The 14,038-nt window shown below is 38.5% G+C and carries 7 protein-coding genes; 1 reads left to right on the plus strand and 6 read right to left on the minus strand.

Features of this window, described 5'->3' with window-relative positions:
* Positions 1-124: 124 nt before the first annotated feature.
* From GVN22_RS13725 to rpoB, 5 genes are all read right to left on the minus strand, one after another.
* The gene (locus GVN22_RS13725; protein WP_166551582.1) at positions 125-1,576 is read right to left on the minus strand and encodes a tagaturonate reductase; all 1,452 of its coding nucleotides are present in this window, start codon (positions 1,574-1,576) and stop codon (positions 125-127) included.
* Between the two features lie 284 nt (positions 1,577-1,860).
* Entirely contained in the window at positions 1,861-2,181 is a 321-nt protein-coding gene (locus GVN22_RS13730; protein ID WP_095161123.1) for a DUF3467 domain-containing protein, read from the minus strand.
* Between the two features lie 345 nt (positions 2,182-2,526).
* Positions 2,527-6,855 carry a DNA-directed RNA polymerase subunit beta' gene (gene rpoC, locus GVN22_RS13735; protein ID WP_166551583.1) on the minus strand — a complete coding sequence of 1,443 codons (4,329 nt, stop codon included), beginning with the start codon at positions 6,853-6,855 and terminating at the stop codon, positions 2,527-2,529.
* Between the two features lie 144 nt (positions 6,856-6,999).
* Positions 7,000-8,646 (minus strand): hypothetical protein, encoded by a 1,647-nt coding sequence (locus GVN22_RS13740; RefSeq protein WP_166551584.1) that lies wholly within the window; start codon positions 8,644-8,646, stop codon positions 7,000-7,002.
* 3 nt (positions 8,647-8,649) lie between these two features.
* The gene (rpoB, locus tag GVN22_RS13745; protein ID WP_166551624.1) at positions 8,650-12,510 is read right to left on the minus strand and encodes a DNA-directed RNA polymerase subunit beta; all 3,861 of its coding nucleotides are present in this window, start codon (positions 12,508-12,510) and stop codon (positions 8,650-8,652) included.
* A 525-nt stretch (positions 12,511-13,035) separates the two neighbouring features.
* Between rpoB and GVN22_RS13750 the strand changes: the two genes are divergently transcribed.
* Positions 13,036-13,410, plus strand: coding sequence for a DoxX family protein (locus GVN22_RS13750; RefSeq protein ID WP_370520416.1), 375 nt, complete (start codon positions 13,036-13,038; stop codon positions 13,408-13,410).
* 222 nt (positions 13,411-13,632) lie between these two features.
* Here GVN22_RS13750 and rplL read toward each other — a convergent pair whose 3' ends face one another.
* Entirely contained in the window at positions 13,633-14,013 is a 381-nt protein-coding gene (gene rplL, locus GVN22_RS13755; RefSeq protein WP_026997920.1) for a 50S ribosomal protein L7/L12, read from the minus strand.
* Between the last annotated feature and the right edge of the window lie 25 nt (positions 14,014-14,038).

Genomic DNA, 14,038 nt, shown 5'->3' on the forward strand with positions numbered 1-14,038 from the left:
ATAGCTTTCCGAAAGATAACAAATACGTTTCAGAAATCTTATTTTAGGAATGCAAAAAGGCGTTCTAAACTCTTGATGAGATAGAACGCCTCTTTTATTTTAATATATGATAAACAAACAGTGCTTACAAGTATTTAGATACTGATTCTTCAAAGCCTGCTAGTTGAGTCAAATCTTCGCCCCAAAGACTACGATTAGACAATACTTTATGCAAATCAAAATTATCCCAAGCTTCGTAAAAATAGGATGCGTAGTTACAGTTAATTTGATAATGCTCGCCGTTACATTCTCCATAATAGTTGCCATTTACCTCCTTTACAGCATGCATAAACTGCAAATAAGCGGCAAAACCCATGGCAAATAATTCTGGAGCACGACCAAACTCACGGTAGTATTCCATCAAAATTGGGATATTACGCATACGCATTTTAGCAGAATATTGTACCGTAATATCCAACAACTTATGATTGATATATGGATTACGGAAACGATCCAAAACCATACGACCGAAACGATCTGCTGTTTTTGAATCCACTTTATATGGAATAGCCAACGACAATTCGCCCAACATGAGATTGGTAATAATACGACTCATATAGCCATTTGCCATAACGTCTTTTACGTATTTAAAACCTAGTAAATACGCCATACCACACATCAGCGTATGTGTTCCATTCAACAGACGGAGTTTTAATTCACGATAAATTTCGATGTCTTTATCGATAATAACACCTTCATCAACTTGTGCAAAACTCAATACCTTACGAACGTGCTCGTCGCCTTGAATAGCCCACAAGCGATACACTTCCGACATAATTACTAGGTCGTCTTGGTAACCTAATTTTTGTAGGATTTCGGTTGCATTTTCTGGTTTTCCTGGTACAATCCTATCTACCAATGAATTACAGAAGCGATTATGTGTATCTATCCACTCGATAAACTCAGGCTCAAGCGCGTTACGGTGAGCTTGTTCTAAAACAATTTCTTGTAATTTATCACCATTGCCAACAATCAGCTCAGTTGGAACAATCACCATTCCGCTTTCAGCAGAACCACCAAAGTGTTTCCATCTTTCATACAAGAATGCCAATAATTTTACAGGAAAAGATTGCGGTGGTGTCGAAGTTACCTTGTCTGATTCGAGTAATGCAATACCTACCTCTGTTGTATTCGAAATTATAACCTGCATTTCAGGGTTGCGTGCGCATTCCAAAATAGCACTCCATTCGTTACGGGCAGATAAGGTACGAGAAATAGCACTATTAATGATTGTTTCTTCAATCAACTTACCATTTTCTAAGCCTTTTATACAGTGAGTATATAAGCCATCTTGCTCATTAAAGGCATCGGCATCGCCTTTATCTGTGGATTTTACCACAACGACTCTTCCGTTAAAAACACCTTGTTTGTTAGCTTTATCGATAAAATAATCGCATAAGCCTCTTAATAATACGCCTGTACCAAACTGTAATACTTTTTCAGGTAAAGAGAATAGCGTTTCATCAGGCACTTGTACTTGTCCTTTAAATTGGGCAGTAGCTGTCGACAAAAATGACTTAGTTAGTTTAAGATCCATCACACAACGAATATAATTTGTAAATACATACTTGACTAGAAAGTAAAATAAGGGGTTTATTCTACTCTATTTTAGAGATATTATTTCTTAAGGATGTTGATGTGTCCCAAACCATTAGGTTGGAAAATGCGTGTACTACAGGTAGAGGCTTGGTATTCTCGGGTATGAGTTAACTATTCCAGAAGATAGACTCTTTTATTTTGGAGTCTATCAATTGACTCAAACCCGATAGGTTAACCAAGCAGATAGGATTAAATTTTCATAGTAAATAGTCAAATCGAAAGTTATGCTTCTCCGACTGGACCACTATAATTTGTTGGGAATTGGAAGCCTATGGCGCCTTTCTCATCAGAAATACTACCGTATGCATCCTCATATTTTGCAATGTTATCTTTCAAAGCATTCAATAATCTGTAAGCATGATCAGGTGTCATTATTACACGTGATTTCACACGTGCTTTAGGCAATCCTGGCATCATTTTAATAAAATCAATTACAAATTCACTTTGTGAATGTGCTATCATTGCAAGGTTTACGTACTCGCCTTCAGCCATTTCCTCTGTAAGCTCTACATTAATTTGTGTCTCGTCTTGTTGATTTGCCATAGTTTAAAAACATAAAAGTTTGATTTTCAAATTTAATCAAAAACATCACCTATTCAATTATTCCAGCTTTTAATTAAGTTTTTTTCTTTTGAAAAGATACTGCTTAGTAAGGTGTACCAAGGTCATTAAAAAGCCTTTAAAATAGATAAATAGACATTTTTTTGAAAAATATCATTAAAAATCACCATGAATATTTAAACCACAAATAGCTGTATTACAAACAATTACGACCCATAAAACAAGATTTATCCCTTTTGAGAATTTGATATTTTCTATCAAAAAAGCCAAAGGCTCTTAGAACTGAATCTAAGAGCCTTTGAAAATATGTTCAAAATGAAGTTTGGACTAAACAATCCAACGAGCTTTACGATAGCCACCCACTTTTTGTTGAGCTTGCTGTTCTTTAGCTGTTTCGATTTGTTGTAACTCTTCTTTTGAAGTAATGATATAATCTTGGTATTTACGAACACCAGTACCTGCTGGAATCAAGTGACCTACGATTACGTTTTCTTTCAAGCCATCTAAGCCATCTGATTTCGCTCTGATAGAAGCTTCAGATAATACTTTCGTTGTCTCTTGGAATGACGCAGCCGAGATGAATGATTCAGTACCCAATGACGCCTGAGTAATACCTTGCAAGTTTGGTTGAGAAACTGCTGGTTGAGCGTCACGAACCTCTACTTTACGTAAGTCACGTCGTTTCAATGAAGAGTTTTCATCACGCAACGCACGAGTCGTTACAATCATACCAACTTTCATTTTATCTGAGTCACCTGCATCTACAACAACTTTCTTGTCAAGAATATCGTCATTTGCCAAACGTACAGCAAAACGGTCTACATTCTGATTGTTCAAGAACATGGTATCACCAGAATCAACGATTTCTACTTTTTGCATCATCTGACGAACGATACATTCGATGTGCTTATCGTTGATTTTTACACCTTGCAAACGGTAAACGTCCTGAATCTCATTTACTAAGTATTCTTGTACCGCTGTTGGTCCTTTGATAGCCAAGATATCTGATGGCGTAATTGCTCCATCTGAAAGAGGCACACCTGCACGAACAAAGTCATTGTTTTGTACAAGAATGTGTTTCGAAAGTGGAACTAAGTATTTACGTTCAGCACCATCTTTAGCTTTCACATAGATTTCACGGTTACCACGTTTGATACCACCTAATGTAATTACACCGTCGATTTCAGAAACTACGGCAGGGTTAGATGGGTTACGAGCTTCGAACAACTCGGTTACACGTGGAAGACCACCCGTAATGTCACGAGTTTTACCAGCTGCACGAGGAATCTTAGCAAGAATTTGACCTGGTTTGATTACAGCACCATTCTCAACAGAAAGGCGAGCAGCCACAGGTACGTTGAAAGAAGTTTCTTCACCGTTTTTGTTAACAATTACGATTGAAGGGTTCTTTGTTTTATCCTTAGATTCGATGATAACTTTTTCTCTCAAACCAGTTTGCTCATCGGCTTCCTCCTTATAAGTGATATTTTCTTCGATTGAGTCGAATCGTGCAATACCATCTGCTTCAGAAAGGATTACGGCGTTGTATGGATCCCAAGCACAAATTTCTGCACCTTTAGTAATAGTTTGTCCATCTTTCACACGCAAGTAAGCACCATACGGAACGTTGTTCGTGATATATACTTGGTTAGTAGCTGGATTCACAATTTGAACCTCACCCGAACGACCCATTACGATTTCTACTGGATTACCTTCTGGATCTACAGAGGCTACAGTACGCATCTCTTCGAAACGGATGATACCATCAAATTTCGCTTTGATTGTTGCATCTAGGGTTACGTTTTGTGCAGTACCCCCAACGTGGAATGTACGAAGTGTCAACTGTGTACCTGGCTCACCAATTGACTGAGATGCAATTACACCTACAGCTTCACCAATACTTACCATTCTACCTGTTGAAAGGTTACGTCCATAACACTTAGCACAAACACCATTACGAGTTTCACAAGTTAATACCGAACGAATCTCGATAGAATCAATAGCAGTATCATCTACACTTGTTGCCATTTCCTCAGTGATTTCTTCACCAGCAGGAATCAACAATTCACCAGTAACAGGATCATGTACATCGTGAATTGACACACGACCTAAGATACGTTCTGAAAGTGGTTCGATGATCTCTTCGTTATCTTTCAACGCAGCAATTTGGATACCACGTAAAGTACCACAATCCTCTTCGTTTACGATAACATCTTGAGCAACGTCATGCAAACGACGAGTCAAGTAACCCGCATCGGCAGTTTTCAAGGCTGTATCGGCAAGACCTTTACGAGCACCGTGCGTTGAGATAAAGTACTCAAGTACGTCTAGACCTTCTTTAAAGTTAGAAAGGATTGGGTTTTCGATGATTTCACCTACCGAACCTTGTAAGTTCTTTTGAGGTTTTGCCATCAAACCACGCATACCACCTAACTGACGAATCTGTTCACGAGAACCACGAGCACCTGAGTGCATCATCATAAAGATCGCGTTGAAGCCTTGCTGGTCATTTTCCATTTGCTTCATCAACGTATCCGTGATTTTCGAGTTTACTTTCGTCCAAATATCAATAACAGCATTGTAACGCTCATTATCGGTAATAAGACCCATCAAGTAGTTGTCTGTTACAGAAGCCACATCTTCAGTAGCTTTAGTAATTAACTCAGCCTTTTCTTCTGGTACGATAATATCACCGATACCCATTGAAAGACCACCTTTGAAGGCCATTTGGTAACCCAATTCTTTAATATCATCCAAGAATTTAGCTGTACGAGCTACGCCTGAGATTTTAAATACTTGAGAAATGATTTGTTGCAATTTTTTCTTTGTCAACAATTCATTGATATATCCTACTTCTTCAGGAACACAAAGGTTAAACAATACACGACCCGCAACAGTTTTCACCATTTCGTCTACCAATGTACCGTCTTCTTTACGAACCTTAGCTTTTACTTCGATATTAGCATGTTTCGAAACTCTACCTTCGTTCATACCAATTACTACTTCTTCAAAGCCGTAGAATTTCATTCCTTCACCTACAATTGGGTACTCTGGTGTATGTCTACGTCCTTTTGTTACGTAGTACAAACCAAGAACCATGTCTTGAGAAGGTACTGTAATAGGAGCACCGTTGGCAGGGTTCAAGATGTTGTGCGAAGCCAACATCAATAAAGATGCCTCAAGGATAGCCTCTTGACCTAGTGGTACGTGTACCGCCATCTGGTCACCATCAAAGTCGGCGTTGAAGGCCGTACAAGTCAACGGGTGCAATTGGATAGCTTTACCTTCGATCAACTTAGGTTGGAAAGCTTGGATACCCAAACGGTGGAGAGTTGGGGCACGGTTAAGAAGAACAGGGTGTCCTTTCATTACGTTTTCCAAGATATCCCAAACTACAGGGTCTTTCCTATCAACGATTTTCTTAGCAGATTTTACCGTTTTAACGATACCACGCTCAATCAATTTGCGAATAACAAATGGTTTGAATAGCTCGGCAGCCATATCTTTTGGCAAACCACACTCGTGCATCTTCAATTCAGGACCTACTACAATTACCGAACGACCAGAGTAGTCAACACGTTTACCTAACAAGTTTTGACGGAAACGACCTTGCTTACCTTTCAACATATCAGAAAGAGATTTCAAAGCACGGTTACCTTCAGAACGAACAGCGTTAACTTTACGTGAGTTATCAAACAATGAGTCAACAGCTTCTTGAAGCATACGTTTTTCGTTACGTAAAATTACTTCAGGAGCTTTGATTTCGATCAAACGCTTCAAACGGTTGTTACGAATAATTACACGACGGTAAAGATCGTTCAAATCGGACGTTGCAAAACGACCACCATCTAGCGGTACCAATGGACGTAATTCTGGTGGAATTACAGGAACCATTTTAATTACCATCCATTCTGGTTTGTTCTCGATACGAGTACCTGCTTCACGGAAAGCTTCAACTACTTTCAAACGTTTTAAAGCTTCAGCTTTACGTTGTTGAGAAGTATCATTAGCAGCCGAGTGACGAAGGCTATAAGAAAGGTCATCTAACGCAGTACGTTTCAACAACATTTCAAGTGCCTCTGCACCCATCTTAGCGATGAATTTTTGAGGATCTTCGTCAGGAAGCAATTGGTTTTCGCGAGGCAATTTGTCGATAATGTCCAAATATTCGTCTTCTGTTAAGAAGTCCATTTTGTTAACACCATCTTCCTCTTTGATACCAGGTTGAACTACCACATATCTTTCGTAGTAGATAACTTGATCCAATTTTTTAGTAGAAAGACCTAGCAAATAACCAATTTTGTTAGGTAAGCTACGGAAGTACCAGATGTGTGCTACAGGAACCACCAATTCGATGTGTCCCATACGCTCACGACGTACTTTTTTCTCAGTAACCTCTACACCACAACGGTCACAGATGATACCTTTATAGCGAATACGCTTATATTTTCCACAGTGACATTCCCAGTCTTTCGTTGGACCGAAGATACGCTCGCAGAACAAACCACCCATCTCTGGTTTGTAAGTCCTATAGTTGATGGTTTCAGGTTGAGTAACCTCACCATGCGAACCTTCAAGAATTGACTCTGGCGATGCCAACGAGATTGTTACTCTCTGGAAGTCGCTATTTAATTTTCTATTTTTTTTGAATGACATTTTTAAATCTGTTTTTAATTTAAAATATCTAAGGGTTTGGAGAAATTAACACATGGCCTTACTTCTCCTTGGTAATTGACTTTCAGAAAAATAACCTTACGATTAAGCGTGAGTACTCATTCACTTATGAAAAGCGTTATTCATTTATAAAACATCCCAAGTAAGATTTGTCTTATAATATTTTGCTTTTGACTCCTGATAATCACACAAGATTAACTCGTAAGATCCTTTGTACAGTTCGCTTTTTGATATAATCGTATTGTATTCTGAGCTTTGTAAATATGGTTTTTTGGATGCCAACTGAACTCTACTTGGGTTATACACAAATAAATGTTCTTTCGACTTCAACAAGTAATAAGTTCCATTAAGTCCAGATTGCTCCAGATTATTACCGTCTAATATCAAAGTGGAATCTGTTACCACAGATTGCAAAGTCAAAGTTTCCTTCTCAAAAGTCGGTTTTTCAGCAAATGATTTCCATTCTTTATGCAAGGGTGTTGCCGGAAAAACATAAGCCTTATAATGATTCATTAACGAATCGTTCGTCTTTTTGATAAAGTAGAATGGGTTATAATGCGGATGAGTAGGAGGAACACCATCATAATAATGATTAAATGTTACTGCTGCTAAAAGTTTGGCACGCGAGGACATTAATCCCCAAAATTTTGCATATCCTAAAAAGAAGACTGCCATAGAAAACCCTAGAGCAATTTTAGCAAAATGTGCATACCTTACATTCATCACAAAATATCCATACACTAATGCCAGTGCCATGAAAGCATAATAACGATGATTGGAAACTAACATCGTAAATTCTGGATCACTTCCTGTTCGACCAAATGCGATTACACTGGTTGTAAAAAGTAGATATCCAAGCGCATAAAATGTAAATGATGCTACAAAACGTGTCGTTTGATCTTTTGCTCTCATATTGAGAAAAGATTTCCACAAAACAAAAAATACCAAAAGGAGAGTTAAAAACCCTGCTATACCTGGTACTGTAGCCTTCCAAAAACTTAATGACGACAAGGATAAATCAGCCCATCCACCCCAAATGTACAAAAAACCTAAAGGAATATAAGTTGGATGCTCTTGAAACGTCTTTAGTCCTAATTCAATAAATGGTTGCTTTTGGTAACCATGAAAATAAAATCCGACTATTATCGCTGCATAAGTCAACCATGCCAATAGCAACTTATATTTCTTTTCTACTAATAAGATGACAGCTCCCAATGGTAGGGCAAAAATGCCACTACCAAAGGAAAAAATGCCCATTAGTACAGTTCCAAATGCAAGGTAATTCCACTTAGAATTTTTCTGTAACAATAGATATACTGTCCAAATACTATAAAACAAAGCCCATAAGTACTGACATGAAGAGTTTGCCCAGGTAATAATGATATAAATATGTAAAGGAAACATAAGATATACCATTGGCAACAGCTTACTACTACTTTCAACTCTTCTGAAGGTACTATATACTACTAAATATAATCCTAGCAATGAGAAGTCTCCAATATAAGGGTAATAGTTGAAATGAATCTGACCAAACACTTTATATTGAAACATACTCATCAGCGTCAAAATAGGAAAACGATACTCATTGTGCTGTGCAAACAACGCAGTAAGTTTTTCGCTAATAGTTGATGCTTTTAGTTCTCCTAAAAATGCTCCTGCTACCATCGTGTAGTCATCATAGATCACAAGGTTTTGTGTATGATAAAAACAGAAATAGGCAAACATTAAAGGAGGTATTATACCTAGTAACCAAACACCTAGCTTCTTTGTCATTTATTACTCTAACGTAATTTCTAGAGCTAAACCTCTTAGTTCGTGGATCAATACGTTGAATGATTCTGGAATACCTGGTTTTGGCATGTTTTCACCTTTAACGATAGCTTCGTATGCTTTTGCACGACCTACTACGTCATCGGATTTAACTGTCAAAATTTCTTGAAGGATATTAGCAGCACCAAACGCTTCGAGTGCCCAAACCTCCATTTCACCAAAACGCTGACCACCAAATTGTGCTTTACCACCAAGAGGTTGTTGCGTAATCAATGAGTATGGTCCGATTGAACGTGCGTGCATTTTGTCATCTACTAAGTGACCCAATTTCAGCATGTAAATAATACCTACTGTTACTGGTTGGTCAAAACGCTCGCCGCTAAGACCATTATACAAGTATGTACGACCCCAAGATGGTAATCCTGCTAATGTCAATTCGTGAGCAACTTCAGCTTCTGTAGCACCGTCAAAGATTGGAGTAGCGTATTTCTTGTTCAATTTTTCACCTGCCCAAGCCAATACTGTTTCATAAATCTGACCGATGTTCATACGTGAAGGTACCCCTAGTGGGTTCAACACGATGTCTACTGGAGTTCCATCTTCTAAGAATGGCATATCTTCGTCACGTACAATACGAGCTACAACCCCTTTGTTACCGTGGCGACCCGCCATTTTGTCACCCACTTTCAACTTACGTTTCTTAGCGATATATACTTTCGCCAATTTCACGATACCCGCTGGCAATTCGTCACCTACTTCTAATACGAATCTTTCACGTTTGAAGCGACCTACTAGTTCGTTACGACGAACGTTGTAGTTTTTCACTAACTGTAACAACAATTTGTTAGCTGCATCGTCTTCACTAGCCTCTTCCAAAATCAAGTCAGCCAACAAGTTAGCCTCTTCAGGAACGCTATATGAGCTATCGTCACGGTACAAGTTTTTAGCTGGGAACAAAGCTTCTTCAATGTTACGAGCTGTAAACTTGATTCCTTTTTCAAGGATAACCGAACCGAATTTATGTTTGATACCGTTACAAGTTTTACCTTCTAACAATTCAACCATTTTGCCTATCATCGTAGCACGAATAGAAGTAAGGTCTCTTGACAATTGTTTTGACAAAATTGCCAATTCTTTCTTCGCTTTCTCACGCTCGTCTTTATCTTTCTTAGGACGGCTGAACAATTTGGTATCGATAACAACACCTTTCAATGATGGTGGTGCTTTCTTAGAAGCATCCTTCACATCACCAGCTTTATCACCGAAGATAGCACGAAGTAGTTTTTCTTCTGGAGTTGGATCAGACTCTCCTTTTGGTGTGATTTTACCAATAAGGATATCTCCTTCTTTTACTTCAGAACCTACGCGTACAACACCATTTTCATCTAAGTTCTTCACAGTTTCTTCAGAAACGTTAGGAATCTCAGCTGTTAATTCTTCTTCACCACGTTTTGTATCACGAACTTCTAGTTCAAACTCTTCAATGTGGATTGAAGTAAAGATATCATCACGAACAACTTTCTCAGAAATTACAATCGCATCCTCGAAGTTGTAACCTTGCCAAGGCATGAAGGCTACTTTCATGTTACGTCCAAGTGCCAATTCACCTTGTTGTGTTGCATAACCCTCACAAAGTGCTTCTCCTTTTTTCACACGTTGTCCTTTACGAACAATTGGCTTCAAGTTGATTGTAGTATCCTGGTTAGTTCTACGGAACTTAATCAATTTGTATTCTTTTGTATCACCTTCAAAGCTTACTAGGTACTCATTAGGAGACATATCGTATTTTACAACGATTTTGATACTGTCTACATAAGCAATAACACCATCTGCTTCTGCAACAACTAATGTGCGAGAGTCAAGTGCTACACGAGCTTCAAGACCTGTACCTACGATAGGAGCTTCAGGACGCAACAATGGCACGGCCTGACGTTGCATGTTTGAACCCATCAAGGCACGGTTGGCATCATCGTGTTCCAAGAATGGAATCAAAGATGCTGCAACTGATACAATTTGGTTTGGAGCAACGTCCATGAATTGAGCCTCTTGTGGGTCAACTCTTGGGAAGTCACCTTCAAAACGAGCTTTTACACGATCGCTTTCAAACAAACCATCATCACCATAAGAAGCATTTGCCTGAATGATGTTTTTACCATCTTCTTCTTCTGCTGTCAAATAATGAACTTGATCTACCTGTACTTTACCTCCTTCAACAACACGGTAAGGTGTTTCAATAAAGCCCATCGAGTTGATTTTTGCGTGAACGCAAAGTGATGAAATCAAACCGATGTTTGGACCTTCAGGAGTTTCAATCGTACAAAGACGACCATAGTGCGTATAGTGAACGTCACGAACCTCAAAACCTGCACGTTCGCGAGAAAGACCACCAGGTCCAAGGGCCGATAAACGACGCTTGTGAGTAATCTCAGCCAATGGGTTTGTTTGGTCCATGAACTGAGAAAGCTGGTTAGTTCCGAAGAACGAGTTGATTACTGATGAAAGCGTACGAGCGTTGATCAAATCTACTGGCTTGAAGTCTTCGTTATCACGAACGTTCATACGTTCTTTGATTGTACGAGCCATACGAGCCAAACCTACACCAAATTGAGCATATAATTGCTCACCTACTGTACGAACACGACGGTTTGACAAGTGGTCAATATCATCGACTACAGCTTTAGAGTTGATCAAACCGATTAAGTATTTAACAATAGAGATGATATCATCTTTTGTTAAAACTTTTGTTTCCATCGGAATATCATGTCCCAATTTCTTGTTAATTCTGTAGCGACCTACCTCACCTAAATCGTAACGTTTGTCAGAGAAGAACAAGTTTTGGATAATATCACGAGCTGTTTGCTCATCAGGTGCTTCTGTGTTACGCAACTGACGGTAAATTTGCTCAACCGCTTCTTTTTCAGAGTTTGAAGAGTCTTTTTGTAACGTATTATAAATGATGTTATAATCGTTTACGTTCATATCTTCTTTGTGAAGAATGATTGTATCAAGACCTGCATCTAAAATAGTTTCGATGTCATTGGCAGAAATAACAGAGTCACGCTCCAACAATACTTCGTTACGGTCGATAGATACTACTTCACCAGTATCTTCATCTACGAAGTCTTCTTGCCAAGTTCTCAATACCCTTGCAGCCAAGCGACGACCTACTGCTTTTTTCAAAGTAGCTTGGTCAGCTCTAACTTCTTCAGAAAGACCAAACAAGTCTAAGATTTCTTTATCTGAACCGAAACCAATCGCACGTAAAAGAGTTGTTACAGGGAACTTTTTCTTACGGTCGATGTAAGCATACATTACGTTGTTTACGTCAGTTGCAAATTCAATCCAAGAACCTTTGAAAGGAATAATACGAGCTGAGTACAACTTTGTACCATTTGTGTGACGGCTTTGAGAGAAGAATACCCCTGGAGAACGGTGCAATTGCGATACAATTACACGCTCAGCTCCGTTGATTACGAATGAGCCGCGCTCAGTCATGTAAGGAATATTTCCTAAGAATACTTCTTGCTCAATAGTTTCGAAATCTTCGTTGTCGTCATCATTACAAATCAAACGAAGTTTCGCTTTTAAAGGTACCGAGTAAGTAAGACCACGGTCGATACACTCATCTACCGAATATTTTGGAGGGTCAACCGAATAGTCAATAAATTCGAGAACAAAGTTTTCACGAGAATCCGCGATAGGGAAGTTCTCTGCAAAAACCTTAAATAGACCCTCGTCATTACGATTTTCAGCAGGAGTTTCCAATTGGAAGAACTCCTGAAATGACTTCACCTGAATATCCAAGAAATCTGGGTACTCAAGCAAATTCTTAACTTTGGCGAACGCGAGTCTGCCAGTGTTTGTCATGTGTGCCAAGGCTGTTACTGTTTTGAAGTTTACTGTAAAAGTTTACTGTTACCAGTTGGTATCAATGAGCAAAGAATGGTAAGTAAGGTTCTTCTTTGCAAAACTGATAGGTTTGGCTTTTGTGCCAAATGGAGCCTCGTAGATGTGAGTATCATTGTTTCCCTTTGCTAATCTTCCTACGAAAAAAGAAAAGTGTTTCGGAACCAAGTACTTATCAAATGGGATGCAAAATCCGTAAAATCTTTGATAGCCTGCAAAATTACCAAATTAATCTTTGATTATCAAGTTTTTAGCAAGAAAATTTGGAGTTGTAAAGAAAATGCACTATACAGGGCATTTTTAACAAAAAAAGCCTCTGAAGACCATTAAAACTTATTTAAAATATTCATCTTCAAATATACTTGACATTGTCACTTAAAACATTTAACTTCCTCTAAATCAAACCTTTTTACGACTAAGACAACCCTCGAACAAATTGAGCACTGGGGCGACACACATCACCCAGCTTGGCTCGACATCGTACGTATTTTTTTGGGCGTTTTGCTTTTCATGAAAGGGGTTAGCTTTATTGGCGATACCACTTATCTTGCAACTTTGATTCAGGGATTACACTTTAATGCGTGGACAGTGGTGGCAGTGCATTATGTAGCATTTGCACACTTAGTAGGAGGACTCATGATTCTGCTGGGCTGTCTTACTCGTACAGCGTCGATTGCACAGCTTCCTATCATGATTGTAGCAGTTTTCTTTACCAACCTCAGAAATGGTTTTAGTTATTTAAACTCTGAGCTATGGTTATCGGTGTTTGTGTTAATTATGCTTATGGTATTTTCGGTAATAGGATCTGGAGGATTTTCATTTGATGAGTTTGTAAAAAGGAATACACCCAAAAGGAATTAAAGATAAACACAAACATGAGAGATACCCGAATATTGGGGATATCGGATGTTTGACTTTGGATTAATCAGTTTTAGAGTACCAATCCAACATAATAGCAAACCTTCCTGCACGACTAATTCTTGTACAAATGAAAGATTAAAATCATTAGTAAAAGTTGATATAAAGCAAAAAGAGCCATAACCTTTGGTTATGACTCTTTTTTTATACTGTATATTGTGTTAATTACTTAACTTCAACTTCAGCACCAGCTTCTTCTAAAGATTTTTTCAAACCTTCAGCTTCTTCTTTAGAAACGCCTTCTTTGATAGCTTTTGGAGCGCCGTCAACTACTTCTTTAGCTTCTTTCAAGCCAAGACCAGTCAAGTCTTTCACCAATTTAACTACTGCTAATTTGTTAGCACCAGCAGCTTTCAAGATTACGTCGAAAGAAGTTTTCTCAGCAGGAGCTTCAGCAGCATCACCAGCACCACCACCAGCTACAACAACTGCAGCAGCAGCAGCAGGTTCGATACCATACTCATCTTTCAAGATAGCTGCTAATTCGTTAACTTCTTTAACTGTTAAATTTACTAATTGTTCAGCGAATGCTTTTAAATCTGCCATTGTATTAATAGATTTTAATTGTTTA

The sequence above is a fragment of the Cellulophaga sp. BC115SP genome, assembly GCF_009905545.1.
GTDB lineage: Bacteria > Bacteroidota > Bacteroidia > Cytophagales > Spirosomataceae > Flectobacillus > Flectobacillus rivi.

What these genes read in the sequence shown, in the direction of transcription:
- GVN22_RS13725 (WP_166551582.1), bottom strand. Translation starts at nt 1,576, where the DNA reads ATGGATCTTAAACTAACTAAGTCATTTTTGTCGACAGCTACTGCCCAA.
- GVN22_RS13740 (WP_166551584.1), bottom strand. Translation starts at nt 8,646, where the DNA reads ATGACAAAGAAGCTAGGTGTTTGGTTACTAGGTATAATACCTCCTTTA.
- rpoC (WP_166551583.1), bottom strand. Translation starts at nt 6,855, where the DNA reads ATGTCATTCAAAAAAAATAGAAAATTAAATAGCGACTTCCAGAGAGTA.
- GVN22_RS13730 (WP_095161123.1), bottom strand. Translation starts at nt 2,181, where the DNA reads ATGGCAAATCAACAAGACGAGACACAAATTAATGTAGAGCTTACAGAG.
- rpoB (WP_166551624.1), bottom strand. Translation starts at nt 12,510, where the DNA reads ATGACAAACACTGGCAGACTCGCGTTCGCCAAAGTTAAGAATTTGCTT.
- rplL (WP_026997920.1), bottom strand. Translation starts at nt 14,013, where the DNA reads ATGGCAGATTTAAAAGCATTCGCTGAACAATTAGTAAATTTAACAGTT.